The 26,366-nt window shown below is 59.0% G+C and carries 30 protein-coding genes; 11 read left to right on the top strand and 19 right to left on the bottom strand.

The window, feature by feature from the left end:
• Positions 1-33: 33 nt before the first annotated feature.
• The 8 genes from cueR to B0G76_RS44665 form a co-directional block, all read right to left on the bottom strand.
• Positions 34-435, bottom strand: coding sequence for a Cu(I)-responsive transcriptional regulator (cueR, locus tag B0G76_RS33235; RefSeq protein WP_120298010.1), 402 nt, complete (start codon positions 433-435; stop codon positions 34-36).
• Positions 436-546: 111 nt separating this feature from the next.
• Positions 547-864 (bottom strand): P-II family nitrogen regulator, encoded by a 318-nt coding sequence (locus tag B0G76_RS33230; protein WP_120297065.1) that lies wholly within the window; start codon positions 862-864, stop codon positions 547-549.
• 66 nt (positions 865-930) lie between these two features.
• Entirely contained in the window at positions 931-1,563 is a 633-nt protein-coding gene (petA, locus tag B0G76_RS33225; protein ID WP_120297064.1) for a ubiquinol-cytochrome c reductase iron-sulfur subunit, read from the bottom strand.
• Between the two features lie 305 nt (positions 1,564-1,868).
• On the bottom strand, positions 1,869-2,387 hold the full coding sequence (pal, locus tag B0G76_RS33215) for a peptidoglycan-associated lipoprotein Pal (protein ID WP_120297062.1): 519 nt from the start codon (positions 2,385-2,387) through the stop codon (positions 1,869-1,871).
• Positions 2,388-2,479: 92 nt separating this feature from the next.
• Positions 2,480-2,788, bottom strand: a complete 309-nt coding sequence (locus B0G76_RS33210) for a hypothetical protein (RefSeq protein ID WP_147394122.1) — start codon at positions 2,786-2,788, stop codon at positions 2,480-2,482.
• A gap of 588 nt (positions 2,789-3,376) precedes the next feature.
• A complete protein-coding gene (locus B0G76_RS33205) occupies positions 3,377-3,808 on the bottom strand; it encodes a carboxypeptidase-like regulatory domain-containing protein (protein WP_120297060.1) in 432 nt (143 codons plus the stop codon).
• 52 nt (positions 3,809-3,860) lie between these two features.
• Positions 3,861-5,315 (bottom strand): trypsin-like peptidase domain-containing protein, encoded by a 1,455-nt coding sequence (locus tag B0G76_RS33200; RefSeq protein ID WP_120297059.1) that lies wholly within the window; start codon positions 5,313-5,315, stop codon positions 3,861-3,863.
• Positions 5,316-5,468: 153 nt separating this feature from the next.
• On the bottom strand, positions 5,469-5,759 hold the full coding sequence (locus B0G76_RS44665) for a hypothetical protein (protein ID WP_147394121.1): 291 nt from the start codon (positions 5,757-5,759) through the stop codon (positions 5,469-5,471).
• Between the two features lie 114 nt (positions 5,760-5,873).
• Here B0G76_RS44665 and B0G76_RS33195 point away from each other — a divergent pair, with 114 nt between their 5' ends.
• Positions 5,874-7,085, top strand: coding sequence for an MFS transporter (locus B0G76_RS33195; protein ID WP_120297058.1), 1,212 nt, complete (start codon positions 5,874-5,876; stop codon positions 7,083-7,085).
• Positions 7,086-7,129: 44 nt separating this feature from the next.
• Positions 7,130-7,507, top strand: a complete 378-nt coding sequence (locus B0G76_RS33190) for a TfoX/Sxy family protein (protein ID WP_120297057.1) — start codon at positions 7,130-7,132, stop codon at positions 7,505-7,507.
• 285 nt (positions 7,508-7,792) lie between these two features.
• On the opposite strand, the gene moaA is transcribed toward B0G76_RS33190, so the two are convergent.
• From moaA to B0G76_RS33175, 3 genes are all read right to left on the bottom strand, one after another.
• Positions 7,793-8,920 carry a GTP 3',8-cyclase MoaA gene (gene moaA, locus B0G76_RS33185; RefSeq protein ID WP_120298009.1) on the bottom strand — a complete coding sequence of 376 codons (1,128 nt, stop codon included), beginning with the start codon at positions 8,918-8,920 and terminating at the stop codon, positions 7,793-7,795.
• A gap of 80 nt (positions 8,921-9,000) precedes the next feature.
• Positions 9,001-11,478 (bottom strand): arsenate reductase (azurin) large subunit, encoded by a 2,478-nt coding sequence (locus B0G76_RS33180; protein ID WP_120297056.1) that lies wholly within the window; start codon positions 11,476-11,478, stop codon positions 9,001-9,003.
• Positions 11,479-11,494: 16 nt separating this feature from the next.
• Entirely contained in the window at positions 11,495-12,019 is a 525-nt protein-coding gene (locus tag B0G76_RS33175; protein WP_120297055.1) for an arsenate reductase (azurin) small subunit, read from the bottom strand.
• A 302-nt stretch (positions 12,020-12,321) separates the two neighbouring features.
• Between B0G76_RS33175 and B0G76_RS33170 the strand changes: the two genes are divergently transcribed.
• Genes B0G76_RS33170 through B0G76_RS33155 form a run of 4 tightly spaced genes read left to right on the top strand, consistent with a single transcriptional unit; the run spans position 12,322 to position 16,233 of the window.
• A complete protein-coding gene (locus tag B0G76_RS33170; protein ID WP_259460904.1) occupies positions 12,322-13,074 on the top strand; it encodes a PhnD/SsuA/transferrin family substrate-binding protein in 753 nt (250 codons plus the stop codon).
• A gap of 10 nt (positions 13,075-13,084) precedes the next feature.
• Positions 13,085-14,542, top strand: a complete 1,458-nt coding sequence (locus B0G76_RS33165; RefSeq protein WP_120297053.1) for a sensor histidine kinase — start codon at positions 13,085-13,087, stop codon at positions 14,540-14,542.
• A 14-nt stretch (positions 14,543-14,556) separates the two neighbouring features.
• The gene (locus B0G76_RS33160) at positions 14,557-15,906 is read left to right on the top strand and encodes a sigma-54 dependent transcriptional regulator (protein ID WP_120298008.1); all 1,350 of its coding nucleotides are present in this window, start codon (positions 14,557-14,559) and stop codon (positions 15,904-15,906) included.
• Between the two features lie 24 nt (positions 15,907-15,930).
• The gene (locus tag B0G76_RS33155) at positions 15,931-16,233 is read left to right on the top strand and encodes an acylphosphatase (protein WP_120297052.1); all 303 of its coding nucleotides are present in this window, start codon (positions 15,931-15,933) and stop codon (positions 16,231-16,233) included.
• A 152-nt stretch (positions 16,234-16,385) separates the two neighbouring features.
• On the opposite strand, the gene B0G76_RS33150 is transcribed toward B0G76_RS33155, so the two are convergent.
• The 5 genes from B0G76_RS33150 to B0G76_RS33130 are packed head-to-tail and all read right to left on the bottom strand — an operon-like array spanning position 16,386 to position 18,905.
• Complete coding sequence (locus B0G76_RS33150) at positions 16,386-17,063, bottom strand: MIP/aquaporin family protein (RefSeq protein WP_120297051.1); 678 nt, start codon at positions 17,061-17,063, stop codon at positions 16,386-16,388.
• Positions 17,060-17,560, bottom strand: a complete 501-nt coding sequence (locus tag B0G76_RS33145) for an arsenate reductase ArsC (protein ID WP_120297050.1) — start codon at positions 17,558-17,560, stop codon at positions 17,060-17,062. Before B0G76_RS33145 ends, B0G76_RS33150 begins: the two co-directional genes overlap by 4 nt.
• 45 nt (positions 17,561-17,605) lie before the next feature.
• A complete protein-coding gene (locus tag B0G76_RS33140) occupies positions 17,606-18,118 on the bottom strand; it encodes an arsenate reductase ArsC (RefSeq protein ID WP_120298007.1) in 513 nt (170 codons plus the stop codon).
• A complete protein-coding gene (locus B0G76_RS33135) occupies positions 18,115-18,573 on the bottom strand; it encodes an ArsI/CadI family heavy metal resistance metalloenzyme (RefSeq protein WP_120297049.1) in 459 nt (152 codons plus the stop codon). The genes B0G76_RS33140 and B0G76_RS33135 overlap by 4 nt, the downstream gene beginning before the upstream one ends.
• The gene (locus B0G76_RS33130; RefSeq protein ID WP_120297048.1) at positions 18,570-18,905 is read right to left on the bottom strand and encodes a helix-turn-helix transcriptional regulator; all 336 of its coding nucleotides are present in this window, start codon (positions 18,903-18,905) and stop codon (positions 18,570-18,572) included. The genes B0G76_RS33135 and B0G76_RS33130 overlap by 4 nt, the downstream gene beginning before the upstream one ends.
• A gap of 147 nt (positions 18,906-19,052) precedes the next feature.
• Here B0G76_RS33130 and arsC point away from each other — a divergent pair, with 147 nt between their 5' ends.
• The 4 genes from arsC to B0G76_RS33110 all read left to right on the top strand — a co-directional run bounded on the left by arsC (position 19,053) and on the right by B0G76_RS33110 (position 21,394).
• Entirely contained in the window at positions 19,053-19,475 is a 423-nt protein-coding gene (gene arsC, locus B0G76_RS33125) for an arsenate reductase (glutaredoxin) (RefSeq protein WP_120297047.1), read from the top strand.
• Entirely contained in the window at positions 19,475-20,239 is a 765-nt protein-coding gene (gene arsH / locus B0G76_RS33120; protein WP_120297046.1) for an arsenical resistance protein ArsH, read from the top strand. Before arsC ends, arsH begins: the two co-directional genes overlap by 1 nt.
• Positions 20,240-20,383: 144 nt before the next feature.
• Positions 20,384-20,821, top strand: a complete 438-nt coding sequence (gene arsN2, locus B0G76_RS33115; RefSeq protein WP_120297045.1) for an arsenic resistance N-acetyltransferase ArsN2 — start codon at positions 20,384-20,386, stop codon at positions 20,819-20,821.
• Positions 20,822-21,187: 366 nt separating this feature from the next.
• Complete coding sequence (locus B0G76_RS33110) at positions 21,188-21,394, top strand: cold-shock protein (protein WP_120297044.1); 207 nt, start codon at positions 21,188-21,190, stop codon at positions 21,392-21,394.
• A 592-nt stretch (positions 21,395-21,986) separates the two neighbouring features.
• Here the strand turns inward: B0G76_RS33110 and B0G76_RS33100 are convergent.
• The 3 genes from B0G76_RS33100 to B0G76_RS33085 form a co-directional block, all read right to left on the bottom strand.
• On the bottom strand, positions 21,987-22,304 hold the full coding sequence (locus B0G76_RS33100; protein WP_120298006.1) for a P-II family nitrogen regulator: 318 nt from the start codon (positions 22,302-22,304) through the stop codon (positions 21,987-21,989).
• A gap of 523 nt (positions 22,305-22,827) precedes the next feature.
• Positions 22,828-23,535: a phosphate signaling complex protein PhoU gene (gene phoU, locus B0G76_RS33090; protein ID WP_120297043.1), complete on the bottom strand. Its 708-nt coding sequence runs from the start codon at positions 23,533-23,535 to the stop codon at positions 22,828-22,830.
• A 393-nt stretch (positions 23,536-23,928) separates the two neighbouring features.
• Entirely contained in the window at positions 23,929-25,239 is a 1,311-nt protein-coding gene (locus tag B0G76_RS33085) for an NRAMP family divalent metal transporter (RefSeq protein ID WP_259460903.1), read from the bottom strand.
• A 479-nt stretch (positions 25,240-25,718) separates the two neighbouring features.
• Between B0G76_RS33085 and B0G76_RS33080 the strand changes: the two genes are divergently transcribed.
• Positions 25,719-26,339 carry a cation diffusion facilitator family transporter gene (locus tag B0G76_RS33080; RefSeq protein ID WP_120297042.1) on the top strand — a complete coding sequence of 207 codons (621 nt, stop codon included), beginning with the start codon at positions 25,719-25,721 and terminating at the stop codon, positions 26,337-26,339.
• Positions 26,340-26,366 lie beyond the last annotated feature (27 nt).

Below are 26,366 nucleotides of genomic sequence, written 5' to 3'. Positions count from 1 at the left end.
GTCCCGCGGTCGGCGGGGGACCATGAAGCCCCCTCAGGGCGCCTGACGGTTCTCCGCAAGTTCATCCAGTATCGGGCACTCTGGCCGCAAGTCACCGCGACAGTGCGACGCCAGATACTCGACGGTCTCCTTCATCGCCTTCGTCTCACGAATCCGCTGGTCCAGTTCCGCGAGGTGCCTGTTAATCAAGCGCTCGACCTCGCCGCTGGGCCTGCTTCGGTCTTGCCACAACTCAAGCATGGCAGCGATTTGTCCAATCGAAAAACCAAGACGGCGCGCCTGCTTCACAAAGCGAAGTATTGCGACATCGGTCAAGCGGTAGACGCGGTAATTCGACCCCGTTCGGTCCGCAGGCCTGACGAGCCCGGTCCGCTCGTAGTGGCGAATCATCTTCGCCGACAAGCCGGATGCTTTCGCTGCTTCACCAATGTTCATCTTAGCCGCCACAGTCTGGCCGGCCAACGTGCCGTATATTTACATTTTTAAACCTTCCTGTAGTGTCAAGGTCAAGCGTCGCACGACGGCGGACCGACGTCCGCCATCGAGTCACGGTATCGCTTCCGTCTGACTGCGAACCCGGAAGAATTTCTCCACCGGAATGACTGCAACGACGCCATCTCCGATTGCGCCGACATGTGCGATATCCATGATGGTCTTCACGAGCGCGTCGACGTTTTCCGCCTGCGCAAAGATTTCGACCTTGACGTGCTCTGTCGTCCAATCGTCGGCGAACAGATTCGGATGTGCGCCGAATCCTCGTACTCTGGTAACGGTCACGCCATGGATGTGAATGGCGCCAAGCTGACGCTCCAGTGCTTCCACGACATCAGGCCTGACAATGGCAACAACACATTTAAGTTCCATGTTGGTCTCCTTCAACTGATTGACGGGGGCATTGAGCGCGGCTACCCACGAGGAGGTGCAGGATGGTCAAGCTTCGCCCTGTTCGTCCCGCCCAATCAAAACGCTTTGGGTCGACCCAAACATGTAACGCGGCACATCCAGATTTTGCGGAGCCGGTTTGTTTTTGAACACGCGACCGCCGAGGTCATAGGTAGAGCCATGGCATGGGCACAGGAAGCCGCCCGGCCAGTTGTCCGGCAGATTGGCCTGCGGCCCCTCCTGAAACCGCGGTCTGGGTGTGCAGCCGAGATGCGTACAAACGCCGACGACCACGAGCAGGTTCTGGTGATTCGCGCGAGAGCGGTATTCGTTCGTGCAGTATTTCGGCAATGGCATGGAGAACGGATGACGGGTGTCGGGGTCTGCGACCATGGAATTCGCCTTCACGACATCCGCCAACATTACTTCTGTCCGGTTGACCACAAATACCGGCATGCCGCGCCACGCAACTGTCACCATCTCGCCAGGTCCCAGCGTACTGATGTCGACGGCGACCGGAGCGCCAGCAGCCCGTGCTTTTTCCGATGGCGCGAATGAGTCCACAAATGGCACCAATGTGGCTACACCGGCAATGCCTCCGGCGACCGACGTTGCAATCACCCACTTGCGGCGGCTACCGTCCACGTTTTCCCGCTGAACTAAGTCCACCTTGAACTCCATGTATTTGAAGCGTGGTCAGTTTGACTCCCGACTCGCAGGACACCTTTCACGTCGGCTGGGACCTTCAATCGTTCATTGACTGGCACGCCGCCTGGTTTATACGGAGCATTTGCCGTACAAGCCAAGCTGCGGATTGCATCCGGCAGGCTAACGCGTGCACTCGACGACACGCGGTACCTGCACGATGGCTGTGCAGTGAAAGCGCATGCGTCGTATGCCGTTGTCCTGCCGACGCGCACGAGACACTCATCGCCGTTCGCGCGCAGCCCAATCATGAAGCGAACCGACACTGCGCGCGTCGTGGGCTATTGCTGGTAAGCCAAATCCGCTCGGCGGTTTTGCGCCCACGACGCTTCATCGTGTCCGGTTGCGATTGGTTTTTCCTTTCCGAAGCTGACTGCCTCGAGCTGTGAATCGGGAACGCCGAATAGCATCAGCTCTCGGCGCACGGCCTCAGAGCGTCTTTGACCCAATGCCAGGTTGTATTCGCTTGACCCGCGCTCGTCGGTGTTGCCCTGGATGCGCACGTGGCGTTGTGGATGGCTCTTGAGATATTGCGCGTGCGCCCTCAGAAGCGGTTCATAGTCAGACTTGACTGTATAGTCGTCGAAGTCGAAGTAGACGCTGCGCTTGGCAAGCGGACTGTTCGGGTCGTTCAGCGGGTCGACACTGACCTGTGCAACGGCGTTCGGGTTCGTTTGTGCGCCGATTCCGCCATTGGTGCCGGTGGCATTGGCACCCTCATTGAGCTTGACACCCGAGTGACATGCGGTCAGTGCTCCGACCAGCAGCATCGCGAGCAGCTTAGGAATTTTTGACGTCATTTGGTCTCTCCTTATGTGGCGTAGAGACGGTCACCAAGAACAAATCATCAAGGTCGTCGCCGCCACATTCCGACTGTTATCGAAGCCGGCAATCAATTGCCGTTGTTGCGCTCCTGGAGGAAAAATCCGTCACCGCGCAAATGTACGAAGCGCCCCTTTCCTGGCGGCTCAACAAGTTGCCAAGCAGGGTACGTCGGCTCATGGACCAAAGGTGGAATCGCGTGTGTCGCCAGCGGCACGTCATCCTTCACGAGTGACATGTCATTTGCGACGGACGTCAGGTTCACCTCGACCCGATTGTGCATTCCGATGTCGATGCGGTCTTCAGGGTAGGCGTTAGCTGGTGGGCTCACGCATGTGGCAGTCAAGGCTATGAGCAAAACGACTGGACAGTATTTCATGGCTTTATCTCCAATCTGCTGCCCCCTCACGGGCACCGACCCTACCCTGTGACCCTCTCCGTCCGTCTTTTCGACAATCCCCCGCACAAATCTCTTGCGCTCATCCTGACGGGACGGCTCACGGCTCTCAACGCGTGACTAATCGTGCCATCAAGTCGAGAAAAACGATTGCCGCAATCACTGAACCAATTAAAGCAGCGAGTACGAGAACGACAACCCAAAAGCTCTTCATAATTCCTGACTCCCGATGCGCCGGGCGCGAAAGTCTGGAGGACTCGCACACTTCCATCAGGCCGACTCCTTCATCGCACCTCGCCGTGGCCATCTGTGCGTGGACTTCGACGTATCGACGCGCGACTCCCGTATCGGTTTCATGTCTCATTACCGACCTGCAACTTGTTCTCAAATCTGTCCAACTGCGTTTTTCCCGAGCTTCAAATCAACCACATTGCCACATTCGGTCACGGCCCGTTATGACCGCCGCGCACACTTCAACGTAGCGGCCGTACGTAGACGTCGCAGGTTGGAGGCGTCGCTCACGCCATGGCCGGAGAGCACTCAATTTCAACGCCCGTTCGGCCTCCTTGTCTACATGGGCCATACAAACACCTCATGCGCGTGCGAACCTGCCGTCACGTTCACCGCACGGTGCGCCTGCTTTCCTTTGTAGGTGACGGTCACGGTGTACCGGCCATTTGGTAGCGAAATCAGCATGAACGGACCGCGAGAGTTTGTATCCAGCAAGACGTTACCGTTCACATCAGAAATCTGGACTGGTATGTCAGCAAGGTAGTCGTTTCCGGCATCCGTCTTGCCCGCGAACTCAAGAGCAAGTGGATAGTGACGCATCTCGTCCTTGATTGCTGCAGACCGGTCGCTGCCCACACCACCGGACAAATAGCTTACGGCACCTGAGTGCTGCACCGGTGGAAGGCTCCCCGGCATAGCCGATGCGAGTTGTGCGCTTCCGGCGAGCACGAGAACCGTGACACCTAATCGCAATATCGAACGTTGCTTCATGTTGACCTCCGTCGAACGCACAGAAAGACGAGCGCATCCGGTACGGACTTTCCTACCCCAAGTCGATAGCCACAAAAACTGGATGGCCATTACGCTCAACCAGCAGCGCGACGTTGCTGCCAGCCTTGCTGAGTTCATCACGCAGTTGGGCCGGGCTTGACACCGGCGTACTGGCCACCCGCGAAATAATGTCCCCCGGCTGAATGCCAGCCAGCGCTGCAGGGCCTGCGCTCCGCTCGACGCGGACACCGCTATTCACCCCAGCCTTGCTCAGCTCTTCGGATGTCAGGCTGCGCACCGTTAGGCCTATCTGACCGACCGTCGCCTGAGCGGGAACGTCCGACACCAGCGAGTAGCCCTGCAGGGCTCCCAACATGACCGAAGCCTCATGGGTTCCATGGTCCCGCCAAAACTCCACGCGCACCACGGAACCAGGACGCAGGTCGGCTACGACCATTGGCAATTGCGTCGAATCGGTGATTGTTACGCCGTTCAGTTGCAGGATGACGTCTCCAACACGCAGGCCTGATTTGGCTGATGGACCATTCTCATCGACTGAACTAATGAGCGCGCCAACTGGTTTTGCCATCCCAAAGGACCGGGCGAGAGGCGCAGTGACCTCCTGAACGCTCAGGCCCAGACGGCCGTGTTCAACTCTCCCGTGGAGCTGCAACTGTCGCTCGATTCCCATCGTCACATCAATGGGAATCGCGAATGAAAGGCCCTGAAATGCAGGATGGGCGGGCGCTTCGAGGCCTATTACGTCGCCGTTCAAATCGAACAGCGGCCCACCGGAGTCTCCGGCGTTGAGCGTCAGGTCGGTCTGAATCAGGGGGACGTACGTTTCATCCGGAAGCAATCGCCCCTTGCTGCTGATGATGCCGGCGGTGGCCGTATTCTCAAACCCGTATGGCGAACCGATTGAAACGACCCATTGGCCAACCTTCGCATCGGACGGTGTCCCGATTCTCACAGTCGGGAGGCCACGCGCATCGATTTTCAGCAGTGCAATGTCGCTCGGCGAGTCGATGCCCACGACCGAGCCCTTGAATTCGCGATGGTCGGTCAGCTTGACGTTGACTTGCGATGCGCCTGCGACCACGTGGGCCCCGGTGAGGATGTATCCATCCGAGCTGATGATGAAGCCGGAGCCGAGGGTTCCCGACGACAATATGCTTTCACTGGGCCGGCCGGGCGAGAATTGTCTGAAAAATTGGACAAATGGGTCATGTTCGTTCGACGCGGGTGGCCAGAGCGGCGTCAGATTGGCGACGGACCTCCCGCGAGCTGCACTGATATTGACCACCGCAGGCCCGTTCCGCCGCACGATATCCGCAAAGTCCGTCACAATCCCTGGCGCTGGTTGGTGCTGCGTCGCGGGTTTAGCGCCGGTGATTACCGCATCCGGCGCGACCGACGGCTGGGCCGACCGGGGCATGCATCCGGCAGACAAAGCCGCCACCAGACATACCACGAGCCGTGCGCGCATCAGATTTCCGGTGTGCATGACATCACTCCAGGCGGTGCGAGAATTGCTCTGCGCCCCCCAAAGGTCGGCCAAGAACTGTACATCTACACCGCGTCGATTTGAGAGTAGGGCGGCAAACTTAAGCAACTCTTAAAATCGCCGACGGCCGGAGAGCTGGAGACCTGGAGAGGACTAGATAGGACAATCGCGCGAGAAGGCGGCCCGGAACGCCCGGCCCCTTTTTCGCTTTGGATATGCTTCTTCTGTGCATTCCATCTGCATCCCGATGAAACGTCCATCGTTCTCGGTGATACCGGGTCTCTTGCTACGCTTCTGTGGTCGAGCGCACTCCGGCGCGAACGCGTTCAGGTAGGCGCGTTCGAGTTCCTCAAGATGGGAATCGTGATGATGTTGCCAGCGCTGATTGTCGCCCTTGCGGTGCCGGACCTTGCGAGCCGATTTTGAACGACTATCGATACGCATCTTGCGCGCCCTGATTTCCCGAGCATCACAGATAGCTGTTCAGATTCATTCTTCAGTTGCGCGAATGCATGACAATATCAGCGTTCACACAGACCAGCACTGAAAAGAGGACACGTGCAGACTGATTCCAACGAGCGGACCAGCACGCTTGGCCAGATTCCCCGTGGCATCTGGATGCTCGGTTTCGTAAGCATGTTCATGGACATATCGTCGGAGGTCATTCACAGCCTGCTGCCGATGTTCCTCGTGACGAGTCTCGGCTCGAGTGCCATGGCGGTCGGACTGATTGAAGGCATCGCCGAGGCGACCTCGCCCATCGTAAAGGTGTTTTCCGGGGCACTGAGTGACTACCTGGGCAATCGCAAGTGGCTTGCGGTCATTGGATACGGTATGGGAGCGTTGAGCAAACCGCTGTTTGCGTTGGCGCCCACTGCGGGCGTTGTGTTGGCCGCACGTGTGGTCGACAGGGTCGGCAAGGGAATCCGGGGAGCACCGCGTGACGCCCTCGTGGCTGACATCACGCCCGCACAACTTCGCGGGGCCGCCTACGGCTTGCGACAGGCCCTTGACACTGTCGGTGCGTTTCTAGGGCCGTTGCTCGCGGTCGCGCTGATGCTGATGTGGGCGGACAATTTCCGTTGGGTATTCTGGGTCGCGGTCGTTCCGGGGCTCGTTGCCGTTGCGTTGCTGGCGTTCGGCATCAGGGAACCACCACGGCAGCCGGGAGCAAAACGCGTCAACCCGATTACGCTCGAGAACCTGAAGAAACTCAGCCGGCCGTATTGGTGGGTCGTCGGTGTCGGTGCAGTCTTCACGCTTGCACGCTTCAGTGAAGCCTTCCTCGTGCTGCGCGCCATGCAAGGCGGCGTCCCGATAGCCCTCGTGCCTCTGGTCATGGTCGCGATGAACGTCGTGTATTCGCTGTCGGCGTACCCGTTCGGAAAACTCGCCGACTCCATGAGTCACACCAGAATACTGGCCGTCGGCCTCGTGGTGCTAATCGCGTCTGACATTGTTCTGGCACACGGCAGTTCGTGGCCAATCGTGCTGATTGGTGTGGCGCTGTGGGGTCTGCATATGGGGCTCACGCAGGGTCTGCTCGCGACCATGGTTGCACATTCGGCACCGCCAGAGTTGAAAGGCACCGCATTCGGCTTTTTCAACCTGATGAGCGGCGTGGCCATGCTGGTTGCGAGCGTCGTCGCTGGCGAACTGTGGGACAAATTCGGAGCCAGCGCGACGTTTTACGCAGGGGTGGGATTCTGTCTTTTGACGCTGGTTGCGCTGGCAATTGGCACAGCGATTCGAAACAAAAACGCCGCCTGAACGGTGACGCCCGCCGAAACTTTGTGGCATTGACGAGGCCGACCATGCAGAAACTGAATCAGGACGAAAGCATCAGCCTGCTCGCTTCGTTGCGTGCGGTGGCCAGCCAATATGACGACATTCACGAGCGAGCGATGTTCGGATGCCCAGGTTTTTTTGCAGGCACGTCGATGGTTGCCTGCGTGTATGGCGACCAGATAGTACTCAAGCTGCCTGCGGACCGTGTCACCACGTTACTGCAAACGCCGGGCTGCTCGTACTTCAAGCCATATGACCGGACGCCCATGCGGCAATGGCTGGCGTTTGGAACGAGCAGTCCCGCGTTTAGCGCGCTCGCGGTGCTCTTTGAAGAGGCGGTGTCATTCGCGAAGGCGCCATCTCCCAACGGGAAACGGCGCGTCAAGGCGACAACGAAAAGATAGTGTCGCCCGTTGTCCGTGACGTCAGGACACGACCTCGCATCACTATTTCCACATGCACCATTGCGTCGCCTATGTTATCCACATATTTTGTCGGCAAGATTGTGGATATCCTGAGTACGCGAACGCCAACTCGTTGACGCGTCGGCGATTTCGCAGACGGACCGGCCGCAATGCAAACAGTAATCGAATGCCGCTTACGTCATGCTAGCCGTTGGCGGCGAAACGGTCACACTTGCGGCGGGCAGTTACACCTGGGTAAGCGGTCGATAAGTCGCAGGCACTTCATCAACCACCGATGAACGACATGTCGACTCTGTGCTGATTAAGGGCGGCACTGTTCTCGCCCCGTAGCTCCGAATAGCGGTCCGCCCGTCGCCTCCAAAGGTCTGCCACACGTCGACGCAATGCGTCATCAGACTCTCCGTTTCGTATTGGCGCGCGTATGTCCAGGCCATGAGAGGCAAACAGACAGGTGAAGAGCTGACCGTCTGCCGACAAGCGCAGCCGCGTGCAGTCGCCGCAGAAAGGCTGTGAAACGCTCGAGATGATACCGATTGTTCCCTGACCGTCGGCATAGCGAAACCGAACCGACGTGTCTGAGGACTTTTCGCGGCCAACTGGTGCGAGCGGGAAAGCCGCATCGATGCAACCAACGACCTCCGATGACGGCACGACCGACTCCATATTCCACCCGTTGCTCGTGCCGACGTCCATGAACTCGATGAAGCGGAGCTCCACGCCGGTTCCCCGGAAATGGCCCGCCATCGGCAGAATCTGCGTGTCGTTCACGCCGCGCTTGACCACCATGTTGACCTTGACCGGAGAGAGGCCGACATGCAGTGCTGCGTCGATACCTTCCAGCACCAGCGCGGCAGGAAAGTCGACGCCGTTCATTTGCTGGAAGACGGATTCGTCAATTGCGTCGAGACTGACGCTGATACGCTTCAATCCCGCATCGCGAAGGGACTGCACCTTGCGACTCAGGAGCGAGCCGTTGGTCGTCAGCGTCAGGTCGATGTCCTCGTCGCGAGGCGTTCGCAACGTGGCCAACCGCTCGACAAGATATTCAAGGTCTTTCCGTAACAATGGTTCTCCGCCCGTCAGCCGGACTTTCTCAACACCAAGGCCAACGAACACCCGCGCAATGCGCTCAATTTCTTCGAAGCTGAGCAGCTCACGCCGTGGCAGGAACGCGTAGTCCCTCCCAAACACCTCCTTCGGCATGCAGTAAATACATCGGAAGTTGCACCGGTCGGTTACCGAGATACGCAGGTCCCGCAGCGGCCGCCGACGCGCGTCGCGAAGCGGCAACTCAGCTGCCGTGACATCGGCGACACGGAAGGTGCGCTCCGCCGAGTCAGCGACAGAGACTTCCACCAGCGGAATGACTCGTCCCAGCGTGAATGACCTCATCGCTCCACCCATCCCCGCGCGCAGATAGTCGCCGGCCAGGAAAAAGAGAGTGCGGCCGGCGATGCACCGGCCGCAGGCGCCTAGGTATAGCGTCGGCTCTTGAAGCTGACCGTACGCTTGTAATCCTCCATCGACCCGACGCGACGTATGTTCGCCCACGTCCCCTTGTAGTAAGGGACGATATTGCGGTCCGTCCAGGTAGTCGTGACATCATCCTGGATGCCATTGATATGGCCGAAGACCATGAAGGTCTGGTCATGCTTTATTTCGGCTGCCGGGTAGGCCATCGCGTAGGTGGACCCAAAGTCGTTGTAGACCTCGACGATATCGCCGGCGGCAATTCCAAGTTCCTGCGCGTCACCGGGGTTGATTTCGATGTAGGCCATCGGGTCACGTGCGCGGACGAACTCGTTGTACTGGTCGTGATACACCGTCTGCCACACTTCGTTCGTACGACCGTTGTTAATCCAGAAACGGTACTTCCCTTTCAGGTCCGAGACCAGTTTCGGCAGTCCCGGCCACGGCGATTGCTTGAACTGCGCCTTGCCGTCCGGCGTATCGAACTTGCCGTCCATGTACATCATTTCCGTGCCGACGAGTTTGCCGCCTTCCCACGCCTTTGCCGGCAACTGCACGCCATTGTTCGCCATCACGCGCAGCCGTTGGTACGTGACAAGGTTGCCTGTGCTGCCGCCCTGGCTGTCTATCTTTTCCACCCCCGGTTGTCCCGCGCGCCGGAATCCGTCGTTGAATGCGTCCTCTTCGGTCTTCCAGTCGAAGCCGTCAAACCGCGCGGCCATCTTCGTGTTGCCATCCTTGCGATACATGTCGCGCAGCGTGTTGGCCACACGTGCCGCGATGAGGCAATCCGGCATCGCCGTTCCCGGCGGGTCCATGAACCGTTCCGACAGCCGCATGCGACGTTCACCGTTCATCGACGTCAGATTCATTTCGCCAGGATGCGTCGCGGGCAGCATGAGATGTGCGGCTTCGGCCAGTTTCGTCGGATAGATGTTGATGCTCGCCACGAAGAGGCCGCCCTTGGATGTCGCGTCATAGACGACATCTACCATCTGCTCTGTGGTCGCACCGCGTGCTCCCTGCATCGCGTCCTTCACGATTTGCGAGCGGCGCAGCACGACCTCGCGCAATCCCTGCGCGTTGTTGCTGGTCTGGAAGTTGTTGCACGCCCACCACGTCATCATCCTTCCCCTGCCGTGAATGAGTTCCTGGTCGATGTATATCTTGGTGCTGCCCGGATAAGGCGGTCGCGTGTATCCCTCCTGGTGACCACCCATGCGCACGCATCCCGTGCCTCGCCGGCCGACGTTGTGTGTGGCGAGAACGAGGTCTACGAGCGACGACTGAATCAGATAGTTGTCGTTGCCCCAGATGATGCCCTTTTCATAGGTGTGCATCGTCCGCGGTGACTGGCCCGGCGCCTTCGGCTTGTACGACCATTCCGCCGCCGTCTGAATCTTTTCGACGGGTACGCCGGTAATCTTGCTGCATTCGTCCAGAGACAGCCTGTTCGCCTTCACGGCGTCATCGAACCCGTTCGTGTGAGCAGCGACGAAGTCGCGGTCAATCCACCCCTGCTGGACCACGTAGGTGAAGAGGCCGTTGAAGAGCGCGACATCGGTACCCGGCTGAATGTCGAGATGCAGTACGTTGTCCTTCCCGGCCACCTGCTCGGCAACCGCGATGGTCGGGGTTCGTCTCGGGTCGACGAACACGACCTTCGTCTTCGGAAATGTCTCACCCTGGAACCACTTCCTTTTCTTGTCGAGCGTGCCGCCCTGCAGGTTGGGCACCCAGTGATTGAGAAAGTAGTTCGTCTGCGTCTCGTAGGAGTTCGCGCCGATGGACCAGATGACATCGGCCAGTTCAGCGTCCTCGTATGAGTTGTTCAGCTCGCCGATGCCCATCTCGCGCGTGGCGTGACACTCCGAGTTGTATGCCGGGCGATTGTGGATGCGCACCATCGGCGTCTGCAACGCAGTGAACATCAGCTTGCCGGAACCCCACGTGTTCTCGAATCCGCCTCCCGCGCCACCATGGTCGAAGGCGGAAAACACAATCCCGTTTGGCCCGTCCTTGTCGAGCACCTTCTTCAACAGGCCGGCGTAGAGTGCCATCGCGTCGTCCCAGGTCGTGTCGACCCATTGGTCGCTCAAGAACACCCGAGGATTTCTCAACCGGTCCTGGGTGATGCCGTCCGGCGTGTACATGTAAGTGGCCATCTTGCCGCCGCGCGTCGAGCTCAGCCCGCTATTCACGACGCAATTCTTGTCCGGAACAATCATGATGGTGTGTCGAGAGCCGTCGTGGTCGGTGACCACGTTCTCCATCGCGGGCGTCATGATGAGTGTGAGAGGCGGCAACTGCTTGCGGAAATCCACGCCGAGCGCATTCTGATTCGGTGCGCGGCCACCTTCCTGGTCTTCCGGCCACTTGTAGACGTGATACCCGCATCCAACGATGCAGAAGTGGCAGGTCATGTTGGTTCGCTGGGCCGTGACCGGCGGTAGCACAATGCGGTCCTTGTCCTTAGCCATTTTCAGCTCCTCGAACTCAAAGAACGTTGGCCTGACGGCCGTATATCAAACCTTCGATGCCCACTGCGGATACGGTGCCGCTCTTCTCGTCGAAATGAAGTCGCACACGCGGTAGATTTTCCGTAGCCTGCCCGGCAATCATCTGTCCGGCCTTCTCCGCATCGAACATGCTGAAATGGCACGGGCATTTGAAGACCTTTGTCTTCGGCTCGTACGAGACGGGGCAGCCCATGTGAGTACACATGGCGCTAAAGGCCACGATGTCGCCGTCAGGGCCGACGCCGCCAGGTACGCGGCTACCCAGTTTGAGGGCTGTACAGGGTGACGCGGCGTCGGGATAGGTGAAGGAGACCGGTGTGTTCAGCGCCATGCGCCCGACCTGGGCCACTGCCTTTTTCGGATAGGGAAGATTCGTCTTACTTGTATCCATTGGATTCGCGGCAGCGACCGCTTTCGGCGCAAGGGCCGACGCAGCCGTTGCGGCGACCGAGCCGGCACCGAGCTTCAGGAAAGTCCGGCGCGCGATTTTCAGCTCTGACATGGCCTCCTCCTTTGCTTGAATCTTGCAGGTGTTGTCGTTAGCATCGATTGAAGGGCAAGAGGTATGCCACCCGGCTTGACCTTTGCTGAGAGGCCCGCGCGCGGTAGCGTTGCCGCCGTCGGGTTGCTGGACGGCATTACCGTCCGGTAACGGTTCGTGATGGGGAGTGAGCCGTTATGTCACCAATTCGTAACATCCGGCGGCGGCAGATTCTGCGTTTCGCGCTAAGCGTTCCGCTCCTCTCGAAATTCAGGTTCGCTGTCGGCAACGAAAATCCAGCGGTCGCGTTTGGCACGACCGCCGTGTTCCTCGATAACGAAATCGGCCTGCTCGACCAGTGGAGCCGGGAACTGGGAGAGATTTGCAGTGCAGACGTGAGGTTTGTGCAGCGCAATAGCTATCGGGAAATCAATGACCTGCTGGCTGACGACCGAGTTGACGTCGCCTGGGTCTGCGGGTTCCCGTACGTCACGCACATGCAGACGATGCGATTGATGGCGATACCGGACTATCAAGGCCAGCCGCTGTACCGCTCGTATCTGCTTGTTCCCAGGAGCGATTCGACTACGACCCACATCACCCAGCTCCGGAGCCGCGTGTTTGCCTTCAGCGACCCGCAGTCGAATTCAGGCTTCCTGGTTCCGACCACCGAATTGATTCGCGCCGGTATCCGGCCAAGCCGTTTTTTCAGGAAGTCCTTTTTCACTTATGCGCACAGGAAGGTCGTTGACGCTGTGACTTCCGGGATTGCCGACGGGGGAGAAATTGACGGATACGTGTTTGACACCATCGAGAAGGAGCACCCGGAACGCACTCGTGATGTACGGGTAGCATGGCAGTCTCCGCAGTACGGCTTCCCACCCATCGTGGCGCGTCGCTCTCTCGACGACGACTCATTTCTTCGTATCCAGCACGCACTCGTCGGCATGAAGGACCGTGCGGACGGGCGGGACGTCCTGCAGCGACTGAACCTTGATGGCTTTGTGCCTGACGACGACAGGGTGTTCGACGGCATCCGCCGCCTGGTCGCCATCCTGAACGCCGGGCCGGTCTAGGGTCGCGCAGATGTTTTCTCACCTCAGCTACCGCTACAAGATTCCGCTCGCGCTGAGCGCAGTCATCCTGTTGACGGAATTGCTCGTGACCATCGCGCTGGTGAGCGTCGCAGTCTCCGACGCAAGAAATGACCTGGAAAGCAGCGCGAAGAATCTGTGTCAAGTGCTCACACTGTCGCTTCGCAACCCCATGGTGAAGGATGACTTGTGGCATGCGTTCGAGGTGATTCGAACACCCGTGGCGGTCAGGGAACCGACAAATCCGCTAAAGGAAATCGTCCTCTTCGATGCCAGGGCTCGCGTATATGTTTCGACCTCACCCCGGACAGAACCCATCCAGCGTCCGGTCGCCCAGCTTCCTGCCCAGTTCGCTTCGGTCATCTCGCATCTGGGCGGCCCCGGCGACCCGTTCTTTTTCGACTTCCCGGGATTCTTCGCGCGCCGTGATGTCACCGCAGGCATGTCGGTAGATTCCGATGACGGCAGTCGCCTCGGCTATGTGGTTCTGGTCTACGACGCCGACACCTTCTATGGCCGCGTACGGTCAACGCTCGTCAAACTCGCGGTGGCCACCGTGCCGGTCCTGTTGCTCCTCATACCGGTGGGTTGGGTCTGGGGAGACCGGATGGCGAAGCCGCTCCTGCGCCTCACTGCAGCCATGGCCCGCATTGGGAAGGAGCCTCCGGAGAAAGTGGGCGCAGACATCACGACACAGAGCAACGACGAAATAGGCCAACTGGGACAACAGTTCCAGGCGATGCTCTCCGAACTCGAACAAAAGCAGGCGCTCGAACGCGAAGTCGTTATCTCAGAAAGACTCGCGGCCGTCGGGCGCGTCGCGGCGGGCATCGCGCACGAAATCAATAACCCATTGGGCGGCATGTTGAACGCCATCGACACGCTCAACACCCACGGCGAGCCCGACGCGCAGACGAGGAAGACTTTGGGGCTCCTCGAGCGCGGTTTGGCCCAAATCCGCGCGACAGTCGGAGCATTGCTGTTCGAGGCGCGGCTGGACTCACCGGCGATGAGTTTGTCGGACTGGCAGGACTTGAAGTTGCTGGTTGCGCCACAGATACAGGCGAAGCAGGCAACGTTTCATTGGGACATTGCTCTAGACGAGGACGTCGCATTGCCAGCCCACCTCGTGCGCCAGCTCGTGCTCAACCTGCTTCTGAATGCAGTGAAGGCGGTCGAGACTGGCGGGCACGTCAACTGCCTGGTAGCGGTCCGCGAAGGTGCTCTACGAATTACGGTGTCGAATACCGGCCAGTACATAGCCGGCGTCGCCATGGAACATCTGTTCGAGCCGTTTGGGTCGGTCGCTGCATCCGAGGGGCGGCGCTCATATAGCCTCGGGCTGTGGGTGAGCTATCAAATCGTCACGCAGCTCGGCGGCACAATTTCAGTTGATAGCGAACCGGGTCAGACATGCTTTGCCGTGCTGTTGCCGGTTACTTCTCGTTGAAGCGGGAGAGCATCATGTCGCCTGCCCTTATCTGTGTCGTCGAAGACGACCCCATCATGGGAGAGTCGCTCGCTGACCGCTTCCGGTTGGAGGGGTTCGACGTTGATTGGCACACCAACGGCGAATCCGCCTGGGGCGCTCTGCAGAACCGTCCATACCAGGCTGTCATCAGCGACATCCGGCTGCCAGACATTTCGGGCGAGGACCTGTTTTCACGTTCGGTAACGGCGCGAACAACCGTGCCTCCGTTTGTCTTCATTACGGCGTACGCCTCGGTCGACACTGCCGTTTCACTGCTAAAGCGAGGCGCAGCGGACTACATCACGAAGCCGTTCGACATCGGCGCACTGGTCGAGAAGGTCAGACTCCTCACAGGGGCAGGCATACCGGACCACGCGATGCCAGCGCAAAGTGAGCTAGGCGTGTCCGACCCCATGCGACGGCTTGCTGAGCTTGTGCCGAGAATCGCAGGCCGCGCCAGGTCGATTCTGGTTACCGGCGAATCGGGCGTCGGCAAGGAAGTGCTTGCACGGTTCATCCATCGACATGCACCGGGCGATATGCTCCCTTTCGTTGCAGTCAATTGTGGTGCTGTCCCGGAGACGCTTCTCGAATCGGAGTTTTTCGGTCACGAACGGGGGGCCTTCACCGGTGCGGAACGACAAAAGAAGGGATATTTCGAGCAGGCGGAGGGCGGCACGCTCTTTCTCGATGAGATAGGCGATTTGCCCCTGTTGATGCAGGTGAAGCTCCTGCGCGCCCTGCAGGAGCGTCGCATCACGAGAGTCGGCGCGGAGAGAGAAGTCGAAGCGAATTTCAGTCTCATCTGTGCGACGAACCGGGACCTTGCAGAACAGGTCCGGCTTGGGAGGTTTCGCGAAGACCTGTTTTACCGCATCAATATCCTGCAGCTACGTGTACCGGCGCTTCGCGACCGGCCCGACGACGTCCTGTGGCTTGCCCACCGTTTTGTACGCGATATCGCTGGCCGGCTGGGTGAGCCGACGAAGCTGTTTCACCCCTCCGCAGAGGCGCGGCTCGCGACGTACGGCTGGCCCGGCAACGTACGGGAGCTGCAGAATCGCCTCGAGCGCGCGTGCATCGTATGCGCCCGCAATATGCTCTTTTCCTCAGACATTTTTGACGAGGAAGGGGCCGAGGTTTTGGCGGCACCGGAGACGGATACTCCTCTGGACAGCTATATGGCCGCGTGTGAAAACGCTTTCCTTCGCGCGGCGCTGTTGCAACATCAAGGGCGCATTTCTGAGACTGCCCACGCGCTTGGCATTTCCAGAAAGAGCCTTTGGGAAAAGATGCGCAGGCATGCGATTGCAGCAGAACCCCACATTGATGCGTCGAAGTAGCGCTACCGCTTAGGAGGACCGTGTATGGGAGCTGAAGACGGGATGCTTGAGACCCGGCTGGTCCGGGTACATGGCCAGGTGCAGGGAATCGGGTACCGGGAAGCCTGCGTGCGCTATGCGACTGAGCTGGGCGTTACCGGCTGGGTCCGTAACCGCATGGACGGTTCAGTAGAGGCATTGCTGCAGGGCTCGCCGGAGCAGCTTGCTGACATGTGCGCCTGGTTAAGCGAGGGAATGTCCGCCGCACTTGTCGACGAACTTGCGGTCACCGAAGTGCAACCACCATTTACCCGCTTTGACGATTTCGAACGGTTACCCACCTTGTGAGGATGGGCAGCGTGGCGAAGGGGCGAGGCCTTTCGCCACACCATCGGCGCTAGCGCTTCCGCGCGCTATGGAATTCGGCCTGGTCAATCCGCCCGGCGGCCTGTTCACGCGGGCTTCCACCTTCAACCACGACAGCTTCCTTGTCGGCTCCCTTAAAGCGTGGTTGCCGTTGGAACATGCGAGCGCTCCATCCAAAGGAAGACGACGACTGCGAGGGCTCCGCCTACCAGTTCACTCACGATGAATCCCGGCGCATCGACAGGGCGGATGCCGGCAAAGGTATCCGTCAGCGAACGCGCGATAGTCACCGTCGGATTAGCAAACGAGGTCGAAGCGGTGAACCAGTAAGCGGCGGTGATATAGCCGCCCACGGCGACCGGAACGAATTCGATACGTCGCTTTGCCACGTTCAGAATCACGGTGAGCAGGCCGAATGACGCGACTACCTCACTCCACCACTGTGACGGACCTGTACGAACGTGTCTGGATGCCTCTATCAACGGCAGGTCGAACATACCGTGAGCAGCTATGACCCCGGCGATGGCACCGACAGCTTGTGCCGCGATATAGGCGCCAGCGTGCTTCCACCGAAGTTTGCCAAGGCAGACCTCGGCGAGCGTGACCAGCGGGTTAAAGTGTGCACCCGAGATACTGATAAACGTCGCAATCAGGGCCACCAGACCCGCGCCCGTCGCTAGCGTATTCGCCAAAAGGGCGATTCCCACATTGCCGCCGGCAAGTCGTTCCCCCATGATGCCGGAACCCACGACGGTTGCGAGAAGCAGCGCCGAGCCAAGAAACTCGGCGACGACAGCATGACGCAACCTCATGGTGTCGACTTCCCGATATCAGTCACTTCGTTCTTCAGAGCAAGACGGTCGAGCGATGCGAGCGGAAGGCTCCTGAAGAGTTCGATGCGCTTGCGAAGTGTCGCGGCAGCATCCTTGAAGGCGCGCATTTTCGCGTCGTCGGAGCCCTCGACAGCCGCCGGGTCTGGAACACCCCAATGTGCAGTGATGGGTTGCCCCGGCCAGACCGGGCATTGCTCGCCGGCGGCCCGGTCGCACACCGTGAAGACGAAGTCCATCACCGGCGCATCTGGGGTTGCAAATTCGTCCCATGACTTGCTTCGAAGTCCGTCGGTGGAAAGTCTCATTTGCTTCAGGAGCTGCAGTGTCAACGGGTTGATTTCTCCCTTGGGGTGACTGCCAGCGGAGTAGCCCCTGAAGCGCCCACCGCCGAGCACGTTCAATTGAACCTCGGCGAGTATGCTGCGAGCCGAATTGCCCGTGCAGAGAAACAGCACGTTGTAGACCTTATCGCTCATGTCGAATCCCTGGCGGATACGCGGTCGAAAGACCGTTCGTAGTTATTACCCGATGGTGGTGACGTCGATGTCGCCAACCCGTCGCAACTCGGCACGAATGGCGGCGTCATCGAGTTCGTCCAGCGGCACTTTCAGGAACACCTCGACCCGGTGCTTTATCTGCCGATAGACCTGCTCAAATGCAGCGCGCTTCGTGTCATCGGTACCTTCGATGGCAGCCGGGTCGTAGAAGCCCCAATGCGCTGACGCGGGATGTCCCGGCCACAGCGGACATACCTCGCCTGCAGCCTGGTCGCACACCGTGATGATGAAGTCCATATGCGGTGCGCCCGGTTCGGCGAACTCATCCCACGACTTGCTACGGAGATTCGATACTTCGTAGCCCGTCTTCATTACCTGTTCGACGGCGAAAGGATTGACCTTTCCGGTCGGATGACTGCCAGCGCTGAACGTATGGACGCGACCTTGCCCCAACGTGGCGAGAAGCGCTTCCGCCATCACGCTGCGCGCAGAGTTGCCCGTGCAGAGGAAGAGTGCGTTGTATGTCCGGTCGCTCATGAACGGCTCCGGAACGAGGTAGCCGGCGCCGTGGGTGCGCAGCATGCGCCTATCAATTCTTCCGGAGGCTTCGCCCGCGATTCACCAAAAACCGGAATCGAATCCAGCGTATGGTAAGTCTCCCAGGCGACGCCTTGAGGGTCCACGGTCCAGTACTTGTCGGACCTGGCATAGCAGCACGCTGTGCCGGTTTGTGTTTCCTTGGGAAGCGCAGCTGTATCAAGGCGCGCATTCATTTCCGCCAATTCCTCATCCGACTCGACCTGGATGCCCAGGTGGTCCACCCCGACTGGTTGCCCGCGTTGCGAAATCGCGAAATTGACCCGCGGGTCGTCGAGCATCCACTTGGCGTAGTCACCCTTCGTAACAACTGGCTGTGCATCGAAGAGCACAGAGTAGAAGCGAATACTGTCAGCCAGATTCTCGACGGATACGTGCACATGCATGCGTTTCATGACTCTTCTCCACAGCAAGGCTTGAGGGCGTCGGCGACCGCACAGGGCGCGCCCGCGCAGCAGTTTTCAGTCAGGAACCCGATGAGTTCGTTCATCGCCTCGAAGTTGGCCGAATAGAACACGTAGCGACCCTCCTGTCGCGAGGAAACGAGTTCGGCGTAAGACAGGTCCTTCAGGTGGAACGAGAGGCTCGACGGCGAGACGCCCAGTTGTTGAGCTATCTCGCCAGCCGGCAGACCATTGGGGCCCGCCGTGACGAGCATGCGGAATACGGCAAGCCTCGATTCGTGGGCGAGCGCGGCAAGTGAGCGGATGGCAAGGTTCGAGTCCATATCGTGAATGATAGTCGCGCATTTTCAATATTTCAAGAAGTGTTAAAATGAGGCAAACACTGCATGCACTCTCCAGGCGTGCACGGCGCCCCGCTCTTAATGCCCGGGCATAGCGCACGCGTCACTTACCAATTTGAGCAGACCGACATGACCGTCACTATCTTTCATAACCCGAACTGCGGGACATCGCGCAACACGCTTGCGCTCATCCGGAATGCGGGCATCGAGCCCAATATTGTCGAGTATGTGCAGCAGCCACCGGGCCGCGAACAAGTGAAGGACATGATTGAAAAGGCCGGCCTGACGGTGCGTGGCGCGCTGCGTGAAAAAGGTACGCCGTACGCCGAACTCGGACTCGACAACCCGGCGCTGGCGGACGAGCAACTGCTCGACGCCATGCTCGAGCATCCGATTCTGATTAACCGGCCGTTTGTCGTGACGCTACTGGGCGTACGCCTGTGCCGGCCATCCGAGGTTGTGCTGGATATTCTCCCGTCACCACAGCAGGGGCCATTTACGAAGGAAGATGGCGAGGTCGTTATTGACGCGCAGGGGCGGAGAGTTCTTTGATGACAAAGGACATGCCTAACATCAGCGCGCCGCATCTGGACACGCCTGACCTGCAAAAGCTCGAACCGTGCACTGTCTCAACGCACGCACCGCGCATCCTGTTGCTCTATGGTTCGCTGCGGCCGACGTCCTACAGCCGGCTCCTCGCGCTCGAAGCTGAACGCATCCTGAAACACTTCGGCGCGGAAACCAGGGTGTTCGACCCGCACGGACTGCCCATTGCGGACAGCGTGCCAGCCGACCATCCGAAGGTGGTCGAGCTCCGAAAATTGTCCGAATGGTCGGAGGGGCAGGTGTGGTGCAGCCCCGAGCGGCACGGCACACTGACCGCAGTTTTCAAGAACCAGATTGACTGGCTGCCTCTTGAACTGGGCAGCATTCGTCCCACGCAAGGGAGAACGCTGGCGGTCATGCAGGTTTGTGGCGGCTCCCAGTCGTTCAACGCAGTCAATGCGCTACGCGTGCTCGGACGATGGATGCGGATGGTCACCATCCCCAATCAGTCGTCGGTCGCGAAGGCCTACCAGGAGTTCGATTCGAATGGGCGCATGATGCCGTCGTCTTACTACGATAGAGTCGTCGACGTGATGGAAGAGCTTTACAAGTTCACGTTGCTAGTCCGCGACCGGTCTGATTATCTGACCGACCGGTATAGTGAACGCAAGGAGGCGACGCCCGAACTGGCCAACACCCTGGCTCGCGCGGCGATGGCTCACGAGAAGGCTGCGGGGACCTCTGACACCGACGGTGATGAAGTTGAATGAATGAACCTTGCTCGCCGTGACATTCGAGTCGGCGATAGCGTTCCTTTATGCCTTACGGGCAAGCACGCGCGAGCGGAAGCAGTGGTTGGGCGCCGCTGAGCGGCCAGTCAACGACTAACGGAATTGGTTTTTAGAGGTGCTCTGATGGAAATTCGTGCCGCGCAATCCACCGACCTTGAGACCGTTCGCGCGCTGTTGGCGAGCGCCGACCTGACGAACACGGATGTGACTGCCAAACTGCTCACCGACTTTCTGGTTGCTGCCCATGCAGACGGGACACTTCTCGGCTGCGTGGGGCTTGAGCGTTTCGACTCGGACGCATTGCTTCGGTCTCTGGCGGTGTCCGTTGGCGCTCGCGGCACCGGCGTCGGAAAGGCCTTGCTGCAACTCGCCGAGACCACGGCTGCTTCTAGCGGTGTTTCGAGGCGGTACCTGCTAACAACAACGGCGAGCGATTACTTCCTCAATGCCGGCTATCGCGTGGCCGGCAGGGCGGCGGCGCCGGCTGAACTGCAAGCCAGCACGCAGTTCTCGGCGCTGTGTCCCGCCACGGCGGTTTGTTTGCAGAAAACGCTTCCGTGACCTTGCTTCAGTTGTGTCGGTTCGGGTCGTCGTGGAAAGCGTTTGACGCACCGCTCATCCCGGCTGTCCTGTGACCTTGTCGTCTCACGCGCGCGGTTAGTCAGTGACGCGTCTGCTGGCCGCCTGAAACCAGCACGTCGAACGCTTCGCGCGCGTCCCTCAGTTCCTGCATTGCGGCGGCGAATCTTGCGAGTTCCAACGTAGAAGGCTGCCGATTTTCTTCCTCGTCGAAGTGCGCCTCAAGCGCTGTTGAAGCCGCGTATACCTACTGTGGTTGAGCGCCAGGTACTAACTGCCGCTGTTGCAATATATACAAGACTCAGCCACATCGGATTAAGCGCGCTCTTCAAATTTTGTTGGAAACGAATGGTAGCAACTGGAACAGTGAAGTGGTTCAACGACGCAAAAGGCTTCGGCTTTATCACGCCGGATGACGGCGGAGAAGACCTGTTCGCCCACTTCTCGGAAATCAAGGCAGAGGGCTTCAAGTCGCTGCAAGAGAATCAGAAGGTCAGCTTCGACGTGAAGATGGGCCCGAAGGGCAAGCAGGCTGCAAACATTAAGCCGGTCTAACGGCCAGTTCATCCTTTGCAGTGGCGAATCCCCGGTTCGCCGGGCATTTTCGACTTTTGCGCGGCGTTCAGCTATGAGAGCATGGATGCCGGCTGACGGAATTTTTCTGCCGCCAGGCTTTGCGGTTTTGCTAGCCATTCGCTGGCACACTTGCGACACGCTTCTGTACCGCGTTTGCAATATATCTTCCTGATGCTCCTCGCATTCTGCCGCGCACGCAACACACACCTGCACGCACAAGGAGCAGATAGCCGTCGCGTGCCGGCTGCTGCACACCATGGCACCGGATGCAAGGCGGCAGAACGCCGCGCAATCGACATCGAGTTTTATGCGTTCGGCCATTTCGGTCGCATGTTCCACTCACGAACGGGAAGCGACGCAGTGGTCGCAAGCCGTCGCGCATGCGTGGCAGGCCGAGATGCCAGGTTGATGCTGTTCATGTGCCATTTAATGCTCCGACGCAATGGCCGGTGACAAGACCGGCTCATTTCACCGAGCAACGCACGGACCCAATCCGCACCATTGTCTTTTTCGGCCCCCGGTGCCAAAGCAGGGGCGACCGCACTCGGGACCATTGGCATGAGCCGTCAGGTCAAGGTATTGCCTCAGACTGCGTGCGGACGCGGAAAAACCTTTCGACGGGAATAATCGCGACTATGCCGTCTCCGGCCGGCCCGACGTGAGCGATATCCATTATTGCTCTTACGAGGGTTTCAACGTCCGATGCCTGGGCGAAAATTTCGATTTTGAGGTGCTCGGTCGTCCAATCATCGGCAAACAGGTTTGGATGCGCGCCGAACCCTTTTACCTTGCTGACGGTTATGCCGTGGATATCAATAGCGCCGAGCCTCTTTTCCAGAGTTTTCAGAACGTCCGGCCGGACAACCGCCACAACACATTTAAGTTCCATGTCTTGCTCCTCGTTAACTACTTGACGGAGGGACGTCATGCACTGCTACCCCTTCGGCGCCGACCTTGCATCAACTACTGCCTAATCTTCCCTGTATCTCGAATTTCGTCTTGTGTCATCTGATAGTGTATCTCTGCCATACCTTGGGGAACCGGACAAGTCACTGTCCATCTGGTCTTAAAAGCATTGCGGGTTGGAGCGATGCTCGCCACGATTTTCGCAACCGCACCAGCAGTAGAGTTTGTTCAGTACTGCTGGAATCTGGGTCACTACCCAGTACGCGCGCCTCATGCCCCTGTCTGAAAATTGACCAGGGTTGAGGACAAGGGAAGCATCCGACAGGCCACTTGGGATAATGCGCAACCCGTTGGCACGATTCGCCAATCGATACCGCGAACTACCCACGTCCCCTCATGAATCAGAAATACCACTGCGCAACGCTGCACGACTATTCTCTTTACCCTGCGCTCTGAATATTTCGACAATCATAAAAGTTACGGGCGTCGCACCTCCTTCTTCAGGCTTAACTACCCAAGGCGTCGCGCTCAAGCTGCTCTCGGGATACATGGCGAACATCGGCACCCTTGACAACATAGACAACAAACTCGGCGATATTGGTCGCGTGGTCGCCGATACGCTCGATAGCCTTCGCAATGAACAGGTAGTCCAATCCAATCGAGATTGTTCGAGGGTCTTCCGTCATGTATGTGACGAGCTTGCGCACGAATGCTCGAAACTCGTTATCGATGGCTTCGTCATCCCGCACAATCCGTGCAGCGGCAACGGTATCCATCCGCGCAAACGCGTCCAGCGCCCTGCGCAGGATGTGTAAGGCCATTTCGCCGGAGACCTTGATTTCAGCGATGTTGACGGTTAGCGTTGCGCTGTTCTCGTGGATGCGCCGCATTCGTTTTACTATCTTCCGCGCCTCGTCGCCCGCGCGCTCGAGGTTGGTAATGCATTTTGAAGTGCCCACCAGGAGTCGCAGGTCACGCGCAGCGGGCTGTCGACGAGCAATGATATTGCTAACCTCTTCGTCGATTTCGATTTCCATCGCATTGAGCCGATGTTCACCCTCGAGGACCTGGTCAACGAGTGCCAAATCGAATTCGTTGAGGACTTCCAGCGCGTACGCAATCTGTGACTCCACAAGTCCGCCCATTTCGAGCAGCCTGGATGACAGGAGGTTGAGGTCCGCATCAAACTTGCTGGAAAGATGCTTGTCCGACATGTTCGTTCCTCAGCCGGCGCGGCTAGTCAACTAATCTTCGGTAGCCGTGTCGGGTTGCACAGATTCATTCGGTTGCCGCTCCGACCTCGGGCATCAACTTGTTTCACCTGGCGCCTGGCCCTAGGTGTTCCGACCGTCGAGTCCGTCGCTTTCGGCGCCCTTCAAAACAATATATACCGTATTATCGTACGCTTCGAAATCGAGGCACACAACAACGTGGCCTTCGTGCGGCCATACCCTGTCGCCAATGACAGGGGCGGGCGCCCCATCAGGAAAGTCGACCATCGTTGGACAACGCCTTGGAGTTGCAATTGTTGTTGAATTGTCCGCGTGTACGTAAGCGCGCGCTTTGTCGCCGAAGCGGATACGCTCAATTGCACCGTCGAGCGCTTTTCACGAGAGAAAGCCAAGGGTGGCGCCAAGAAGGCCGGCAACACATACCGCCGCGGATATGCCAGAGACAAGCCACAGGTAAACTCCGCGAGGACGATGCTGACGAGGTAGCGCAGTGACGCTGAGCGCGATAAGCAATCCGACTACAAGTGGCAGCATCAGCGCGTTGACCACCTGCGCACCGACATTTAGTGATATGAGGTTCGGCGCCAGCCAGACGAGATATGCACTGACGGCGACCGAAATCACGTAAACGCCGTAGAACCACGGCGCGCTCGCCGGTCGGTCTTCAAGTGACCGTCTGTATCCCGCCACTTCACCCAGCCCCCACGCCAGCGACAGCGAGCAGACAATAGCGGCCACCATCGACGCGCCAAGAACGCCGGCACTGAAGAGAAGGCGTCCCGCATGTGGGCCCACAACGGTCTCGAGAGCGTTACTGATTTCGCCGACGCTTTGTAACGAGCGCGGATGACCGTGTCCCGATAGCGTTGCTGCCGCAGCAACCAGAACCGCTGCCGTCAGCAGCTGAGTAAGGACTGCCCCAACGGCCGTTTCGACCCGGGCCGATGTGTAGTCTCGCGGAATCAGCTTTTTATCTGCCACCGCCGCCTGCTGGTAGAAGACCATCCATGGATTGAACGTTGCGCCAATCAGTGCAGCTGCGAGGTATCCAAACTGGCGATTACCAAGCGGGAGACTGGCTAACTGCCTGACCGGGTCGTGGATATGCGGATGCGCCTTCCACGCAACAACAAAAAACGTCAATTCGAAGGCGCCAATGACGATTGCGACCTTGTCTACGCGCTTATGCGAGCCGGTGAGCACGACGGCTATCAGGGCAACGACGGCAAACGGCAATGTAACGGAGCGCGAAATCCCATACATCTCACCTATACCAGCGACACCTGTGAATTCGGTCACGAGTGAGCCGAATACGGCAATGACCAGTCCGATTGCCGATACCCATGCCCATAGCGGGCCGAAGTTCGAGCGAATGAGTTCGCCGTGGCCTCGTCCGGTGAAGATGCCAAGCCGGACTGTGAGCTCCTGGACCATGTAAAGCAGCGGAATGAGTCCAAGCAGCACCAGCAGCAACTGAAGGCCCCATTGCGCGCCGGCCTGCGCCGCCGTGACGACATTCCCTGCATCGCAGTCGGCAAGCATGACGAGCAGTCCAGGTCCCCACAAAGCAACCCAGCGCAGACTGGGTGAGACCTTCGGTTTGAGAAGCGAGGAACCAGTCATGCGTTCTGAAAGGAAGCAAAGGTAGTATTTGACGTTTGATTGTAGCGTGTCGAGTACGGTCAACTGACGTCCCAACCTCAGCGATGAACGATACACGGGTGGGTAACGGGCGCGCCGGAGACACCGCTACCGCACTGGTGTGTTGACCCGCAAGGCAATGAGATTTCGAGGATTTGAAATGGACACGTACGTCCTCTTGGGCTGTGGTTTCGGGCTGGCCCTCCTGATTGCAATCTGGGGAATCTGGAATCTCAGGCAATCCCCTGAGCAGGAAGTCGATGAGCGCGACGCGAAGGACGCAGACCGTTACCAGTCAGAACGCTCGTAGCGTAAGAATGCAGCGCGCGCCGGGTCGGCACACGGTACAAGGCACTCAGGCCGCCGTACGATACCTGGGCGTATGCGGCATGAGCGAGAATAGGAGCGCTTGTCGTTCGCAGTGAAAGCCGGACATGGGGCCTTTACCGTTGTTGTCACCGGAAGACGCCGGACTACACACGGACTAAAATGGAAACCAGCGCCTGGTGACTGGAGAGCCGGCTATGCCTTGCGATTGCAGCCACGCGTCGGCGAACACCGAAAACGAACGGAAGACGCTGCGCGTCGCACTCGTGTTGAACGCCACGATGTTCGTGGTCGGCATGGCGGCCGGCCTTTGGGCTCAGTCAAGCGGATTGATGGCGGACGCGCTGGACATGCTCACCGACGCGACCGCGTACGGACTTGGGCTCATGGCGGTGACACGGGGTATGCGATTCAAGCAGTACTCGGCTCGCTGGACCGGCGCAACACTCATGCTCCTGAGCGCCGGCATCATCGCCGACGTCATACGCCGTTTTGTGTTCGGAAGCGACCCGCTCGGTGCCATGATGGTCGGGTTTTCCATTTTGTCACTCTGCGTCAACGTCACGGTCCTGCGGATGCTCGCAAAGTATCGCGGAGGCGAGGTCCATATGCGCGCCAGCTGGATTTGTACGCGCACCGACGTGGTGGCGAATTTTGGCGTGCTGGCGTCGGGCCTGGTCGTCCTGGCGACAGGCTGGCGCTATGCAGACCTGGTAGTCGGCCTCACCATCGCTATCTATGTGGCAAAAGAAGCTGCCGAGATTTGGAGACAGACCCACCATCAAGGCGGAGGGGTTTCCGCGCTTTCAGAGCGGTGACGCGTTCACGCGGCCTACCTGCCCCGT

It is taken from the genome of Paraburkholderia sp. BL23I1N1 (genome assembly GCF_003610295.1).
Classification (GTDB): domain Bacteria; phylum Pseudomonadota; class Gammaproteobacteria; order Burkholderiales; family Burkholderiaceae; genus Paraburkholderia.
This window is presented reverse-complemented; position numbering and strand designations above follow the sequence as displayed.